Raw genomic sequence first — 15,477 nt, 5'->3', positions numbered from 1 at the left:
GTTACAATAATGATGAATCAAAAGCCTTCATTCATGCTTGTTGATGGAATGGCACTGCTCTTCCGCGCATTTTATGCAACTGCTGTTACAGGCCAATTTATGATCAATTCTAAAGGAGTTCCAACGAATGGAATTCATGGGTTTATAAAGCATATGTTTACCGCTGTTGCTACCTTTAAGCCGACACATTTAGCGGTCTGCTGGGATATGGGCAGCAAAACGTTTCGAACAGAGCTGTTTCCGGAGTATAAAGGAAACCGCGGCGAAGCGCCGGTTGAATTAATCCCGCAATTTGACCTCGTCAAAGAGGTTGTGGAATCCTTTGATATTCCAAACATTGGATTAGCTGGGTTCGAAGCCGACGATTGCATTGGTACAATTGCTAACCAGGTCAAAGATGCTGCCCATGTGTCCATCTTAACTGGTGACCAGGATATCCTCCAGCTGTTGGACGAACAAATATCTGTAGTATTGTTAAAAAAGGGGTACGGAAATTATCTTGTTCACACACCGGAAACCTTTTTTGAGGAAAAAGGGATTTCCCCAAGACAAATGATTGATTTAAAGGCATTAATGGGCGATCCTAGCGACAATTATCCCGGAGTTAAGGGAATTGGTGAGAAAACAGCCCTTAAGCTTTTAAAAGAATTTCAACATGTCGATGGAATAGTTGCTAACTTAGAGCAGCTTTCAAAATCACACCGCACAAAAATCGAACAGGATCTAGAAATGCTCCACCTATCAAGAAAATTAGCAGAGATCAAATGCGACGTCCCAGTCAGCTGCATCATCGAAGACGCTGGGCTTAAAATAGAACGCGAAAAAGCCTTAACTAAATTAATGGAACTAGAGATCCGCGGCCTCCAGCGTCTTCTGCCAATTGATGAAGTAATCATTTCCTAATAAAAGGAAAAAGGTGTCAGGCACCATGTTGTTTTTTGCACATGGTGCCTGACACCTTTGCGTTAAATTTTTGTGTTTGATTTTTTTGCTCTGTTTTCTAATTTGCTTTTTGGTTCCTCGGCGAATTCAGCGTCTTGGCCATATCCTTGTGGATTTACCCCCGGTGCTTTGACTCCGCGATTTTTATTCTTTTTACCCACTTCGGTCACCTCCCGTTTTTTAGTATTTCCGATTCGCATAATAAAACACCGCTTTCTAAACAATAAAGGTAGAGGTGATGAACATGAACAGGGGAGTCTATTTATCCCTTCTTAGCATTGCACTTGCGCAGGGTATCAAAATTCCGTTGCATTATATTAAAAAGCGGGAGTGGCGCCCAGATTTATTTTTCAGTACTGGCGGGATGCCAAGCTCCCATTCTGCGGGAGTTTCAACCTTAACAACGTATATTGCTTTAAAACGGGGAATGCCGACGTTTGATTTTGCTTTGTCGCTTATTTATGGTTTGATTGTTATGTATGATGCCCAAGGGGTAAGAAGACAGACAGGTGAATTGACGTTAAAGGTGAATTCATTAAATGAATTAATTGAAAAAATTCATAAAGAAGAAAGTGTTGAATATAAACAGGATACCCCCAAGAAGTTAAAAGAAATGCTTGGACATCAGCCCGAAGAGGTATTAGGGGGCGCATTGCTTGGAGCATTGATCGGGATTGTCGGGCATAAATGTACAAAAAAGGATAGAAAATTTGCGAATTTTAAGTTAAGATTTTAAAGGGATTGGCAAGTTTTTTGGAGAGGGATGGAAAGTAAGTGCGGACAGTTGAGGATTATTTGCACTACTTGAAAGGAAAGGGCTTTAAGTTTCAAGAGGATGCAATCGGTTTTATTTATTTCGGAAAACACTTTACAAATGCTTCCGATGAATTGATTAATACGGCAATCGAGTTGACATTAAAAGCTCAAAAGAGATTTGACGGAAGTTTCTATGTATCATTGCTGGAAACTTTTACAACAAACGAAATCATCTCAAGAAAAGATGCGCTGAAGTTTGTAGAGGACATAGAATTAATAGCGATGTAACAGATGAAAAAACTCCCTCAAAAAAGGGAGTTTTTTATTATCCTTCGATACTGTTCCTTTTTCTAAACAGCGGGATTTTTTTCGCCGGCAGCTCCGCGAAAATCATGCCCATAAAGATAAGGCTGCAGCCGAATAATGCGCTGTAGGTCAACCGTTCTTCCGCCCAGTAATAACCGGTGATTGCTGCAAACACTGGTTCCATGGCAAAGATTAATGCCACTCTAGTCGCGGATGTATATTTTTGAAAATTTGTTTGGATGAAAAACGCAATCGCTGTTGCAAAAACACTTGTGACAATCAATGCAATGAGAACATCTTTCGATAATAAAACATCGGCCCTTAATGATTGTTTCCAATCTTCAAACAAAAACGACGAGATAATGGAAAGAAACCCAACAGTGAAAATTTGGATCACCGTCAGCAGCAATGTTGGGTATTGATGAGCGAATTTACCTGTAAAAATGATATGCAGCGCAAAGCTGACCGCGCAGATGAAGACAAAGCCATCACCGATATTCATTGCCGATACATCCGTCATTGTCAGCAGAAATAAGCCGATTGTCGCAATTAAAACACCAATTACAGCATTTCTGCTTGGGAATTGTTTTAAAATAAACATAGAAAATAAAGGCACCAGGACAACGCTTAAACCCGTAATAAAGCCGGCCTTAGAGGTTGTTGTATAGAGCAAGCCGATTGTTTGTGTCACATATCCCAGGAACAGCCAAAATCCGATAAAAAATCCCGAGGCCGCCACTTTTACATTTAATTTTTTTAATTGGCCTCGTTCAAAGATTATTAGGCATAAAAAAAGCAAAATTGCAGCAGAAAAAAAGCGAATGCCATTAAAGGCAAACGGTGCTAAAAAATCGATGGCATTCTGGACGAGAACAAAGGTCATCCCCCAAACCAGCGTTACGAATAATAAACTTATATCAGCGATAAACGGTTTTTTCATTTCAATAATTGCCTCCGAATCATTAAATGTCCATATATTTGCAATATGGAAAGTTTATCATAATTATGACTGCAGCGCAGAATATTTTTTCTATTGCACATGTGGGTATGATAAGAAAGAATATAGTTAGGATATATTAGTACAATTTAACAAAGCTGCAAAAATATAAATGAAGGGCTGACAAAAATGAAATTCAGGCTGGAGTGGAAGCATAAATTAAAAAATAATGAAAAGGTTCAATGTACATCAGAATGGATTTCTGGAGAAACTGCCATCCAAATGGGGGAGGAGCTGGAGGCGAGCGGCAAAGGAAGCGAATTGTATTTTTATGATGAAAAAGGGACATCTTGGATTTTAAAGGAAATGAAAAAGCTGTTAACTGAAATTGAAGAGGATCCTCATGAGGTGACCGTGTATTTTGATGGCGGTTTTCAAAAGGAAACGTACCAAGCCGGTTTAGGTGTCGTCATATTCTTTAACCAAGGCAAAAAGAAGTATCGGATCCGTGCCAACGAGATGTTTGACGAAATGGAATCAAACAATGAAGCAGAATATGCCGCTTTTTATTACGGGTTAAATATATTAGAGGATTTAGGGGTAAAACATATGCCTTGTGAATTTAAAGGCGATGCCCAAGGCTTATTGAAGCAGCTTCAAGGGGAATGGCCGTGCTACGAAGATGTACTGAACCGCTGGCTTGACCGGATTGAAGAAAAAATCAAAGCACTTGACATTAATCCAACTTACACTGTTATACCGAGAAAGGACAACAAAGAAGCGGATAAGCTGGCGTCTCAGGCATTAGAAGGAAAAGAAATCTTCTCGAAAATGCTTATTTTATAAAGTCGGGATGTGGAAATTAGTGAAGCCATCAGTCAGGAAGGAAGTTATTCATCAGCTGGAAAGCTTGTTGGCAGAGTACTGCGACGGTTGTTTTGTCCACCGGCAGTTAAAAAAAGAAGGCGGAAGAAGGCAGGCCCATCGTTTCTGTATTTCTCAATGTACCGTCGGTGGGAAAATTAAAGAATTTGGCAAAAAACTCGAATAACATAAAAAGGCTGACATTAAAATGTCAGCCTTTAATTTGTCAATTTATAATGGATTAGATCTTAACTACGTTAGCAGCTTGAGGTCCACGGTTTCCTTCAACGATTTCAAAAGAAACTTCTTGACCTTCTTCTAATGATTTGTAGCCTTCACCTTGGATTGCACTGAAGTGTACGAATACATCGTCGCCGCCTTCAACTTCGATAAAACCAAAGCCTTTTTCATTGTTGAACCATTTTACTTTACCGTTTTGCATGTAATTCTTCCTCCTAAGCCTTTCGAGGCACCACCTTTATTTAGTGCCACAGTTAAATATTACCATGCAGCCAAACCCAAAGCAGTATCTATTGTTATTCGTCTACATGATGCTTTAAATATACAATAAGAAAATATGTCAGTCAAGAAACGGCGGAAGGTTTTTACACAAATCATGAAAATTGCCAAAAGTTTTTTTATTAACAGTGCCGATAACATAAATATATATGTGTTATTCATATGCTAGAGTAACTATACCTAAATGATGGGGTGAGGATAATGTATCGTTTTTCAATTGAAGAGGATGAATGGATCTTGCGATTCTCCCCAAAGGTAGCGATTGATGCTGATGAAAGGCAGGCAATCTTAATGTCACTGCTGCAAATTGGTGAGAAATTGTCCAAGTACTCTCATGGTGATGCCTTTCTGATGTTTACAAACAATATTGGGGCGATTGTATTCGATGTGGAAACCATCCCATCGTTTATTTTAACCGTATCCAATATTATTTCGGATGAAAATTGGTATATTCAGGACACAGTCAGTTAACAGCATGTAAAATATTTATGAAAAAAGGTCGTCTTAAAAAGGCGATCCTTTTTCATGTCAAAGGAAAAATATTGTAACAAATTTGACTATACTTTCACAGTTGTGAATTTGGTAAAATGAATTTGGACTTTACTAGTTTAGAAATTAGTGGTTAAAATGAGTTTTGGGCATTGCGGAAAAGGGGCGGAGCGCCGCAAAATCGATTCATTTTTACCAATTGCGTTGTTATATTTATTTTTTATATTTGAATAAAGTCTAGTAAAGCTCCGCTCACACCGCCTTAATGAAAAGGGGCCAAAATTATGAAGGTAATCATTGCCGAAAAACCAGACCAAGGGTCCACCTTGGCATCTATTTTTAAACATAAGAAACAAAATGGTTTTATTGAAATTTTTCCGAATGAGTTCTTTCCGGAAGGCGCATACGTGACATGGGCTGTCGGACATATCTGCCAATTAGTGCAGCCGGAAAAATACGAGCCTTCCTGGAAAAAATGGTCTTTAGAAACATTACCGATTGTACCGGATCATTTTGCTTATGAAGTCACAAAAGATAAGGTGAAGCAATATGCCATTATCAGGAAATTGGTTACCGACCCAAGGGTGAAGGAAATTATTCATGCGGGCGATGCTGGGCGTGAAGGAGAATTAATCGTTCGTAATATTCTTCGGTTAACAGAGTGCCGTAAACCAATGAAAAGATTATGGATATCCTCCTTGACCGCAAACGCAATTCGGGACGGTTTTAGAAAATTATTGGACGAGCAGGAGACGCGGAATTTATATTTTGAAGCTTATACCCGTGCCTGTGCTGACTGGGTAGTGGGAATGAACGCTTCACGGCTTTATAGTTTGCTGCTGCAGAAACAAGGTTTTTCTGACGTATTTTCCGTCGGAAGGGTTCAAACGCCAACATTAGCGTTAATTGTAAAGCGAGAGTTGGAAATTGAAAATTTCAAGTCGGAGCCTTTTTGGGAAGTACTAGCCCATTTCAAAGTGAATGGTAAGAAATATACCGGTAAGTGGCAAAATGATAGAGAAACCCGGGTGAAAACAAAAGAACTGGCAGAGAAAGTAGCTGCTTTTTGCCGTGAAAAGCCGGCGGAGGTCAGCGAAGTGATCTCCGAGCGCAAGGAATTCCTGCCCCCGCTTTTATATAATTTATCCGCTCTGCAGGCAGAGGCAAATAAACGGTTCAAATTCCCGCCAAAAAAAACGCTGGATGTCATGCAAAAGCTTTATCAAAAAGGGAATGTATCCTACCCAAGATCGGATTCACGTTACGTAACGAAAGAGGAAGCGGCGGGATTTCCAGAGATTCTAAGCAAATTAAGTCATTTAAAAGACTATCAGCCATTCTTTCCGCTGCCCATTTCCTCTATTCTTGAGAACAAACGCTATGTTAATGAAAAAAAGGTCACAGACCACTATGCGATTATCCCGACAGAACAAATCCCAAATATAGAGAAACTAAGTGCAGATGAGCAGAAAATATATGATTTAATTGTACGGAGCCTAATTGCTGCACATCACCATAAAGCCATTGCCGAATATACAACGGTTACAACTCTGGTGGACGGCAGGGCGCAATTTATTTCCAAAGGGAAGGTACAGATTGAAGAAGGCTGGAGAAAGGTTCTTCATCAAAAGGATCAGGATGAGGACCCGGCACTGCCGCAGCTTTCAAAGGGTGAACAAGGGCAAACAGTTAAGGTTGAGGTGAAGGAGAGTCAGACTCAGCCGCCGAAGCGTTACACAGAGGGCCAGCTGATCACCTTAATGAAAACCGCCGGAAAACATATAGATGATAAAGAGCTTGAGAAAATATTAACAAAGACGGAAGGCCTGGGCACCGAGGCGACGCGAGCCGGCATCATTACAATGCTTAAGGACCGGGCCTATATTGAAGTGAAAAAGAATGTAGTCTACGCGACGGCTAAGGCGAAAATTCTGATTGGCGCTATTGGGCGGGAGATTCTGGCGTCACCGGAAATGACCGCAAAGTGGGAGCAGAAGCTGAAGGAAATATCAGAGGGTACAGCTTCACCGAAGCAATTCATGGAACAAACGAAGAAAATGGTCTATCATTTAATTACGACGACTGTTGAACAGGCAGCAAACTGGGCTTTCCCAGTAGAGGTAAGTGAAAGCTTTACCCCTGGCAAACAGCGGGGGAGAAAGAAAACTTTTACGAAACTAGGACCATGCAAGAAATGTGACGGCTCCGTTGTCGACAAAGGCAGTTTTTATGGCTGCAGCAATTACAAAAATAATCATTGTGATTTTACCATTTCCAAAAAAATCCTTGGCAAAGCGATCACGCAAAAGAATATTAAACTGCTTTTGACAGACGGGAAAACCGAAGTGATTGAAGGGTTTACGAATAAAGACCGCAGCTTCAATGCCAGGCTGCATTACGATGAAAAAGAACATAAAATAAAATTTTTATTTGAAAGTACACCAGTTAAATAAAGAATGAGGCAGGTAATACTGTCACCAGTAGCCTTGTCACTCAAATTGTTCTATAGTACACTTTTTATGATGAATAGTAATGGAGGGGCTTCGGGATGCCAACACCTAGTATGGAAGATTATATTGAACAAATATATATATTAATTGAAGAAAAAGGATACGCTCGTGTTTCTGATATAGCAGAGGCGTTATCTGTTCATCCCTCCTCGGTAACAAAAATGGTCCAAAAGCTTGATAAAGACGAATATTTAGTCTATGAAAAATATAGAGGGCTTGTTTTAACAGCCAAGGGAAAGAAGATTGGCAAACGTCTCGTGTTTCGCCATGAATTACTCGAACAATTCTTGAACATCATTGGTGTCAAGGAAGAAAACATCTACAATGATGTAGAAGGTATTGAACATCATTTAAGCTGGGATGCAATCGACCGCATCGGCGATCTAGTGCAATTTTTTGAAGAAGACGATTGCCGTGTTGAAGCATTAAAAGACATCCAGAAACAAAATGAAAATGAATGAGAAAAAAGCACCTGGCAGAAAATGCTGGGTGCTTTTTTAGAAAAGATTAGGATAGTCATCGAAGCTGTGACTGTCTTCTGGTTTTAAAGAAATATTCCCCGTTATGTCACTTTCCATTTGGAGCCCCGAAATGACGCCATTCTCAGCATCCATGATGGCCTTTTGATAGGAAATGACCCTGCCTTCCGAGGTAACAAAACTAATAATTTGCCCAAAATGATTTCGGTGCAGCGCTGTGATTGTTTCCACCTTTCATTCCACCTTTCTCTTCCTATCTTTTCTCTATTATTCGATTTTTAATCAAAGAGAAAAGGAAAAAGCACCGGAGTTTCCTCCGATGCTTCGTTTATTTCCAAATAAATGGTGTTTCTTGGTAAACGTAATAATTGAGCCAATTTGAAAAGAATAAGTGACCATGAGACCGCCAGCGATTAATTGGAGGCTGGGAAGGGTCATTGTTTGGAAAATAGTTTTCCGGTACATGAATTTGTAAGCCCTTCTTTACATCCCGCTCATATTCTTGGGCCAGCGTGTCAGATTCATATTCTAGGTGACCGGTTATCATCACATGCTTACGGTCCTTGGAGGCAATCAAAAGCGCGCCCGCTTCTTCAGATGCCGCCAATAATGTTAACGCGGGATTATTTTTAATCGCTTCAATGGAAACATCAGTATAGCGGGAATGCGGTGCATAAAACTCGTCGTCGAATCCGCGCAGCAATGTATCATTTTGTTCAAAAATTTGATGTGCATAAATTCCGGAACATTTTTGAGACAGCTCAAATTTGTCAATCCCGTAATGATAGTACAATGCTGCCTGGGCGCCCCAGCAAATATGTAAAGTAGACGTCACATTTGCTTTCGTCCACTCCATGATTTCCTGCAGTTCTTCCCAATATTTTACTTGATTGAACTCTAACAGCTCAACTGGTGCACCGGTAATAATCATACCATCATATTTTTGATGTTTGATCTCCGGAAAAGTTGTATAAAATTGTTCCAGATGCTGTTTACTCGTATGTGTTGACTCATAGGAGCTAGTTTTTAGAAAGTTAACATTCACCTGCAGAGGTGAATTTCCAAGTAATCTTAACAGTTGTGTTTCCGCTTTTTCTTTCTCAGGCATTAAATTTAAGATTAAGAAATTTAATGGTCGAATATCCTGGCTCGTAGCCCGTTCGTCATCCATGATAAAGATATTTTCCTGCTCTAATGTTGCCCGTGCCGGTAATAACCTAGGAATGTTAATTGGCAATGGACTTCCCCCCTTAAGTGCAAATGTTATTCGTGAGTAACGAATAGTATAAAAATTCAATATTATCATTATAAACATAATTATGATTTCAGAAAAGATAATAATTTCGTCACATTTATTACTCGGAATGTAAGCGCTTGTTTGATACAATAAGGAAGTAGTTTATAAAAATAGAAAGTGTGGGGGATTTAAGTGGCAATGAAGACAACCGTAAAATCAGACATTGAAATTGCTCAAGCAGCAAAGATGAAACCTATTGTTGAAATCGCCAAAAAAATCAATTTGGAGGAGGATGACCTCGAGCTTTTTGGAAAATACAAAGCCAAAATCTCAAGTGGGGCGTTAGCTAAACTAAAAACAAAAGAAAGCGGAAAGATCATTTTAGTAACGGCCATTAATCCAACTCCTGCCGGTGAAGGGAAATCAACTGTAACCGTCGGGTTAGCTGATGCGTTTAACCGGATTGGGAAAAAAGCGATGCTTGCCATTAGGGAACCTTCTTTAGGACCAACTATGGGAATAAAGGGCGGTGCAACTGGCGGAGGTTATGCCCAAGTTCTGCCAATGGAAGACATCAATCTGCATTTTACCGGCGACCTCCATGCCATTACTACTGCAAATAATGCCCTTGCAGCTTTGATTGATAATAACCTCCAGCAAGGCAATGAATTGAATATTGATCCCCGCAGGATTGTTTGGAAACGGGCTGTTGATTTAAACGACCGTGCGTTAAGAAAAGTAGTGATCGGACTTGGGGGGCCGCTGCAGGGGGTACCGCGGGAAGATGGCTTTGATATAACCGTTGCTTCAGAAATTATGGCTGTACTATGTCTAGCGAGTGATTTAACTGATCTTAAGCTGCGCTTATCACGAATCGTTGTAGCTTATAATTACAACAAAGAGCCGGTAACGGTCGGTGATTTAGGGGTTGAAGGCGCACTGGGGTTATTATTAAAAGATGCTGTAAAGCCAAACCTTGTTCAAACCATTGAACATACGCCGGCTCTAATTCACGGCGGACCGTTTGCCAATATTGCCCATGGCTGCAACAGCGCAATCGCAACAATTACAGCTACTAAATTAGCTGATTATGTCATTACCGAGGCCGGCTTTGGCGCAGACCTTGGGGCTGAGAAATTCTTACATATCAAATCCAGGAGCGCCGGAATTAAACCAGAGGCCGTTGTCATCGTCGCAACGATACGTGCTTTAAAAATGCACGGCGGGGTGCCAAAAACGGAATTGGTCAATGAGAATGTCTCGGCACTGACATTAGGTTTTGCTAACCTGCAAAAACACATCGAAACCATCAGAGGCTTTGGTCTGCCAGTAGTCGTGGCGATTAATAAATTCATTACGGACACAGAGCTTGAGGTTGAAACATTACTAGAATGGTGTAAGCGGGAAAACGTGGAAGTTGCTTTAACCGAGGTTTGGGAAAAAGGCGGCGAAGGCGGAATCGAATTAGCAGAGAAGCTATTGTCAGTTATTGAAAAAGAAGAAAATAAATTTGCGCCTTTATACGATCTTTCTGACTCTATCGAAAGCAAGGTAAGAACGATTGTCCAAAAGGTTTACGGCGGTAAGGATGTTGAATTTTCCTCCAAGGCCAAAAAGCAGCTGCTGGATTTTGAAAAATTCGGCTGGTCCAATTTGCCGGTTTGTATGGCGAAATCACAATATTCACTATCAGATGATCCTACAAAGCTAGGCAGACCATCTGACTTTACCGTTACCATCAGGGAGTTCAAGCCATCTATTGGGGCCGGCTTTATCGTTGCCTTAACAGGTGAAATTATGACAATGCCAGGTCTTCCGAAAAAACCTGCCGCATTAAATATGGATGTTGATGAAAACGGCAACGCTTCTGGCCTTTTCTAAAATAATGGTATAATAAAAGAAAATCGGCGATTTGCCGATTTTCTTTTATTATGAATGAAATTTTTAAAAATCCGAGGAGACGAATTACATTATGTTTGATCCTGCTGCTTTTGACAATATGAAGGTTGTTATCGAAGGGGCCCTGTATGACATGGATTTGGATGGCGAAATCGCCATTACTGATCGAAATGACATTGTTAATATCGCCAAAATGTCCCGCCTGTTTAATATTTCTTTTACGCTTCCCAAAGTCACCTGCCGTCTTCTTACCGCCAGGATTGAATTGGAAGCAAAGCTTGAAAATTTAGCTGCAGAGCTCCTTTCCGGCAGCGTATCAGAAAAACTGGCCGGATGTAATGTGACGCTGCAGTTTATCTTCGAACATGAGGATGATGCTAACCATTATCAAGCTGTACAAGGGATAATTACAGGTATTTGGGGGGAGTTAAGGAACATTACACAGAGTGTTGAATTTAATCCGTTAGCGGAACAGCGAAAAGTAAAAAATGTTGTGACCATTGATTTTGTAAGGATCATTGGTGAGGAACAAATGGACGATTTAATTGAGATGACCGCTTTCATGTTAACTACATTAACTGCACTTGAAAACTACATAAGCAGAAAGAAGTAACCGGCTGTTGATGCCGGTTTTATTTTTTAATTTCAATATTTACAATAGCGGAATTAAAGGGTACGATGGTTGTAACTAGATATTATGACCTATTACTAAAAAGGGGAGATGGCAATTGGTCAAAACGGCTTGGGTAACCGATAGCACAGCCTATTTAGATGAAGAATTAAAAAAACACCCGGACCTCTATACGATTCCATTAACTATTTTGCTAGATGGGGAAGAGTATACGGACGGGGTGGACTTAACCCCTTCACAGTTATTTAATCGACTTAAAACTTTAAAGCAGCCGGCAAAGACTTCACAGCCAGCAATTGGCGCGTTTCAAGCATTATACGAACAATTAGAAAAAGACTATGATCGGATTGTCACAGTCCTGATTTCGGGCAAACTAAGCGGTACCGTCTCTTCTAGTGAACAGGCGGCGAAGCTTGTGAACATCCCGGTTACTACGTTCGATTCCCATATTCTGACTTACCCGATGTCAGCTCTGCTGAAAAAAGCAATGGAGCTGGAAGCAGCGGGAGAAAGCCTGGATTCAGTGATCCACAAGCTTGAACAAATCAGGGAAACCGGTGAGACCTATGTACTAATCGGCAGTTTAGAACAGCTTCACCGAGGCGGCAGAATGACCGGGCTGCAATTTTTCCTAGGCAGCATGTTAAACGTAAAGCCAATCATTTCTTTTAACGAGGGAGCGTTGTTCGTTAAAGAAAAGGTACGGAGCGAGAAAAAGGCTAAAGATAAAATACTTGATTATTTCCGCTCAAGCTGCGAAAAAAATAACATAAAGGAAGTCTATATCCTATACGGCCTACATGAAGACCATGCCATTACCTGGCAGCGTGAGCTCTCGGTGCAATTTCCTGAATTGAAAATTATTATCTGCCCGCTTGGTGCGGTAATTGGCGTTCATGCCGGTGAAAATACCATTGGCATCAGCTGGTTTAATGAAATGACTTAAGAAAACGGACCCCGAAATGTTTCGGGGTTATTTTTTTCATGTTAAAATAGCAAGGACGAAGGCAGGTGCGTGAATGTGAAAGATGAAATAATCAGACAGACTGAATGCTATGTAAGCAGCGTATTAGGAGAAGATTCCACCGGCCACGACTGGTTCCATGTCGAGCGGGTGAGAAAGAATGCGCTTCATATCTGCAAAGAAGAACAAGCGGGAGACCGTTTCATTATTGAAATGGCGGCTCTTTTGCATGATATACCAGATGAAAAATTGAACGAAAGTGCTGAAAGCGGACAGCAAAAGCTTGAGAGCTTTTTAGAGTCGGTCACACTTACTCATAAAGAGAAAGTTTTTATTAAACAAATTATCGGTACCATTTCATATAAAGGCGGTAACGACTGTGAACTGGCATCAATTGAGGCACAAATTGTCCAGGATGCCGACCGCTTGGATGCAATCGGGGCCATCGGGATTGCCAGAGCCTTTGCCTATGGCGGAAAAAAAGGCCAGCAAATCTATAATCCGAATATACAGGTGAGAGAAGAAATGAGCTTGGAGGAATACCGCAAAGGAAAATCGACAAGCCTCCATCATTTCTATGAAAAGCTGCTCAAACTACAAAACTTATTAAATACCGAAACCGCAAGAAAAATGGCGGAAAGCCGTCAAAAGATGATGGAAACCTTTTTAGAACAATTTTTTCAAGAATGGAATGGGGACTCAAAATGAAAATGCTCACAGTCGAAGGTTTATCAAAAACATATGGAGAGAAGCAGCTTTTTCAGGAAATTACATTTACCATTGCTGAAAAGGAACGTGTCGGCTTGATTGGGGTAAATGGAACTGGAAAGTCCTCTTTATTAAAGATTGTTGCTGGTTTGGATCAGCCGGATGCTGGCAAAATTGTGACCGGTAAAGATTATTCCATTTCCTATCTTCAGCAGCAGCCTGAGTTTGATGCGGATCGTACCGTACTTGAACAGGTCTTTTATGGAGACGCTCCAATCTTAAAGCTAATGCGAGAATATGAAAATACGCTGTATAAACTTACTAACAATCCGGAAGATCCCTTAATCCAGGAGGAACTTTTCAGATTGCAAAAGCAAATGGATACACTTAATGCCTGGGATGCGAGTACGAATGCAAAAGCGATTTTAACGAAATTAGGGATTGAAGATTTCGAAGTAAGAGTCGGTGCCCTTTCCGGCGGCCAGAAAAAGCGCGTCGCGTTAGCGCAGGTCTTGATTGCTGAACCGGATTTACTTATTTTAGATGAGCCGACAAACCATCTTGACTTCGATTCTGTTAAGTGGCTTGAAGATTATTTGAGCAGATATAAAGGTGCGATCCTGCTTGTTACCCATGATCGTTATTTCCTGGACCGGGTGACCAATCGTATTTTCGAGCTGGATCGCGGCCAGATATTTAGTTATAAAGGCAATTATGCTGCTTTTTTAGAAGCGAAGGCAATTCGTGAGGAAAACGAAGCGGCAACATATGAAAAGCAAAAAAATCTTTTCAGACGGGAACTGGAATGGATCAGGCGCGGTGCCCAGGCGCGTTCGACGAAGCAAAAGGCACGTATTCAACGTTTTGAACAACTTGATGAAAAACTAGCAGGCGGCAAGTCCGGTTCTGAAAAGCTGGATATCTCCTTATCAGGAAGCCGGTTAGGCAAACAGGTTTTTGAATTAAAGGATGCTACGAAACGGTACGATGACAAAACAATACTCAATCATTTTAACCTGCTGATAAAGCCGGGTGACAGGATAGGCATTATAGGAAAAAATGGAACGGGGAAATCCACACTATTAAATATCCTTGCCAAACGGATTCCGCTTGATGAAGGCGAATATAATATGGGGCAGACTGTAAAAATCGCTTACTATACTCAGGAAGGCGAGGACATGGATGAGAATAAGCGGATGATTGAATACATCAAAGAAACGGCGCAAATCGTCGAAACTTCTGATGGCAGGACAATTTCCGCTGCACAGATGCTGGAACGTTTCCTATTCTCGCCATACACACACGGTACCCCAATCCGGAAGCTATCTGGCGGTGAAAAGCGCCGTTTGTATTTGTTGAAAATATTAATGACTGCTCCTAACGTCCTGCTGCTGGATGAACCGACAAATGATCTGGATACGCAGACACTGACAGTGCTCGAGGACTATCTTGAGGAGTTTTCAGGCGTCGTTATTACCGTTTCCCATGACCGCTATTTCTTAGATAAGGTGGCTGATCAGCTGCTAGTTCTGCAAGGTGAAGGCCGAATTGATTCATTCTATGGAAATTACAGCGAATATCTTGAAAAAGAATCGGCTGCTGTAGTCAGTAAGCCGGCCGTCCCTGCTGCACCTGCTGAGAAAGCTCCAGAAAAGGAAAAGAAAAAGAGAATGACCTTTAAGGAGAAGAAAGAGTGGGAAGAAATTGATGATGTCATTGCAGCAACGGAAGAGAAGCTGGAAGAGGTACAAACTTTAATGGCGGGAGCCGGCAGTGATTTTACAAAAATACAGGATCTAATGAAGCAGGAAACCGAGTTGAGCGAGAAACTCGAATATTTAATCGAGCGCTGGTCGTATTTAGCGGAGGTTGCAGAAAATGAATAGCGGGAATTCGTGGTCTTAAGTGGGATTTATGAAAAAATGAGGGTGGAATGAGCGGGAAGTGTCTTCAATAAGGGATATTGAGGACAAAACGTGGGGGGAGCGGCGAAAAATGTCTTCGATAAGGCGTCTTTAGGACAAAACCTGTGGGAAAGCGGTAGAATTTGTCTTTGATAAGGCATCTTGAGGACAAAACGAAGGTAGAAGCGGCGAAAAATGTCTTCGATAGGGTGCCTTGAGGACAAAACGCGGGTGGAAGTGGTAGAATTTGTCTTCGATAAGGCATCTTGAGGAAAAAACGAAGGTAGAAGCATCGGAAAATGTCTTCGATAGGGCATCTTGAAGACAAAACG

The 15,477-nt window shown here is 41.1% G+C and carries 18 protein-coding genes; 13 read left to right on the top strand and 5 right to left on the bottom strand.

Annotated features, from left to right (window positions below; all coding sequences use genetic code 11):
* Positions 1-9: 9 nt before the first annotated feature.
* A complete protein-coding gene (locus tag A6749_RS02595) occupies positions 10-903 on the top strand; it encodes a 5'-3' exonuclease (protein ID WP_066384871.1) in 894 nt (297 codons plus the stop codon).
* Positions 904-965: 62 nt separating this feature from the next.
* Here the strand turns inward: A6749_RS02595 and sspL are convergent, their stop codons facing one another.
* Complete coding sequence (gene sspL / locus A6749_RS02590; RefSeq protein WP_066400695.1) at positions 966-1,103, bottom strand: small, acid-soluble spore protein L; 138 nt, start codon at positions 1,101-1,103, stop codon at positions 966-968.
* 83 nt (positions 1,104-1,186) lie between these two features.
* Here sspL and A6749_RS02585 point away from each other — a divergent pair, with 83 nt between their 5' ends.
* Together A6749_RS02585 and A6749_RS02580 are read left to right on the top strand one after the other, a co-directional pair.
* Positions 1,187-1,678, top strand: coding sequence for a divergent PAP2 family protein (locus A6749_RS02585; RefSeq protein ID WP_066384869.1), 492 nt, complete (start codon positions 1,187-1,189; stop codon positions 1,676-1,678).
* Between the two features lie 38 nt (positions 1,679-1,716).
* Positions 1,717-1,986 carry a DUF6123 family protein gene (locus A6749_RS02580; RefSeq protein ID WP_066384867.1) on the top strand — a complete coding sequence of 90 codons (270 nt, stop codon included), beginning with the start codon at positions 1,717-1,719 and terminating at the stop codon, positions 1,984-1,986.
* Between the two features lie 37 nt (positions 1,987-2,023).
* Here the strand turns inward: A6749_RS02580 and A6749_RS02575 are convergent, their stop codons facing one another.
* Positions 2,024-2,944, bottom strand: a complete 921-nt coding sequence (locus tag A6749_RS02575; RefSeq protein ID WP_066384864.1) for a DMT family transporter — start codon at positions 2,942-2,944, stop codon at positions 2,024-2,026.
* Positions 2,945-3,130: 186 nt separating this feature from the next.
* Between A6749_RS02575 and A6749_RS02570 the strand changes: the two genes are divergently transcribed.
* Both A6749_RS02570 and A6749_RS02565 read left to right on the top strand, forming a co-directional pair.
* Positions 3,131-3,787, top strand: coding sequence for a reverse transcriptase-like protein (locus tag A6749_RS02570; RefSeq protein ID WP_066384862.1), 657 nt, complete (start codon positions 3,131-3,133; stop codon positions 3,785-3,787).
* Positions 3,788-3,806: 19 nt separating this feature from the next.
* On the top strand, positions 3,807-3,992 hold the full coding sequence (locus A6749_RS02565) for a zinc-finger domain-containing protein (protein ID WP_236719618.1): 186 nt from the start codon (positions 3,807-3,809) through the stop codon (positions 3,990-3,992).
* Between the two features lie 54 nt (positions 3,993-4,046).
* Here A6749_RS02565 and cspD read toward each other — a convergent pair whose 3' ends face one another.
* Complete coding sequence (cspD, locus tag A6749_RS02560) at positions 4,047-4,247, bottom strand: cold-shock protein CspD (protein WP_066384856.1); 201 nt, start codon at positions 4,245-4,247, stop codon at positions 4,047-4,049.
* 278 nt (positions 4,248-4,525) lie between these two features.
* Here cspD and A6749_RS02555 point away from each other — a divergent pair, with 278 nt between their 5' ends.
* The 3 genes from A6749_RS02555 to mntR all read left to right on the top strand — a co-directional run bounded on the left by A6749_RS02555 (position 4,526) and on the right by mntR (position 7,784).
* Positions 4,526-4,795: a hypothetical protein gene (locus A6749_RS02555; RefSeq protein ID WP_066384854.1), complete on the top strand. Its 270-nt coding sequence runs from the start codon at positions 4,526-4,528 to the stop codon at positions 4,793-4,795.
* A 302-nt stretch (positions 4,796-5,097) separates the two neighbouring features.
* Positions 5,098-7,266 carry a DNA topoisomerase III gene (locus A6749_RS02550; protein ID WP_066384852.1) on the top strand — a complete coding sequence of 723 codons (2,169 nt, stop codon included), beginning with the start codon at positions 5,098-5,100 and terminating at the stop codon, positions 7,264-7,266.
* Positions 7,267-7,361: 95 nt separating this feature from the next.
* Positions 7,362-7,784: a transcriptional regulator MntR gene (gene mntR / locus A6749_RS02545; RefSeq protein ID WP_066384850.1), complete on the top strand. Its 423-nt coding sequence runs from the start codon at positions 7,362-7,364 to the stop codon at positions 7,782-7,784.
* 36 nt (positions 7,785-7,820) lie between these two features.
* Here mntR and A6749_RS02540 read toward each other — a convergent pair whose 3' ends face one another.
* Both A6749_RS02540 and metA read right to left on the bottom strand, forming a co-directional pair.
* Positions 7,821-8,033, bottom strand: a complete 213-nt coding sequence (locus A6749_RS02540) for a DUF3892 domain-containing protein (RefSeq protein ID WP_066384848.1) — start codon at positions 8,031-8,033, stop codon at positions 7,821-7,823.
* Positions 8,034-8,130: 97 nt separating this feature from the next.
* Positions 8,131-9,039 (bottom strand): homoserine O-acetyltransferase MetA, encoded by a 909-nt coding sequence (gene metA, locus A6749_RS02535; RefSeq protein WP_066384846.1) that lies wholly within the window; start codon positions 9,037-9,039, stop codon positions 8,131-8,133.
* Between the two features lie 198 nt (positions 9,040-9,237).
* Here metA and A6749_RS02530 point away from each other — a divergent pair, with 198 nt between their 5' ends.
* The 5 genes from A6749_RS02530 (at position 9,238) to A6749_RS02510 (ending at position 15,127) form a co-directional block, all read left to right on the top strand.
* Positions 9,238-10,920, top strand: a complete 1,683-nt coding sequence (locus A6749_RS02530; protein WP_407937524.1) for a formate--tetrahydrofolate ligase — start codon at positions 9,238-9,240, stop codon at positions 10,918-10,920.
* Between the two features lie 91 nt (positions 10,921-11,011).
* The gene (locus A6749_RS02525) at positions 11,012-11,551 is read left to right on the top strand and encodes a hypothetical protein (protein WP_066384838.1); all 540 of its coding nucleotides are present in this window, start codon (positions 11,012-11,014) and stop codon (positions 11,549-11,551) included.
* Between the two features lie 115 nt (positions 11,552-11,666).
* Complete coding sequence (locus A6749_RS02520) at positions 11,667-12,515, top strand: DegV family protein (RefSeq protein WP_066384836.1); 849 nt, start codon at positions 11,667-11,669, stop codon at positions 12,513-12,515.
* Between the two features lie 75 nt (positions 12,516-12,590).
* Positions 12,591-13,241 carry an HD domain-containing protein gene (locus A6749_RS02515; RefSeq protein ID WP_066384834.1) on the top strand — a complete coding sequence of 217 codons (651 nt, stop codon included), beginning with the start codon at positions 12,591-12,593 and terminating at the stop codon, positions 13,239-13,241.
* Entirely contained in the window at positions 13,238-15,127 is a 1,890-nt protein-coding gene (locus tag A6749_RS02510) for an ABC-F family ATP-binding cassette domain-containing protein (protein ID WP_066384831.1), read from the top strand. The genes A6749_RS02515 and A6749_RS02510 overlap by 4 nt, the downstream gene beginning before the upstream one ends.
* The last annotated feature ends 350 nt before the right edge of the window (positions 15,128-15,477 follow it).

Source organism: Neobacillus mesonae (genome assembly GCF_001636315.1).
GTDB lineage: Bacteria > Bacillota > Bacilli > Bacillales > Cytobacillaceae > Neobacillus > Neobacillus mesonae.
This window is presented reverse-complemented; position numbering and strand designations above follow the sequence as displayed.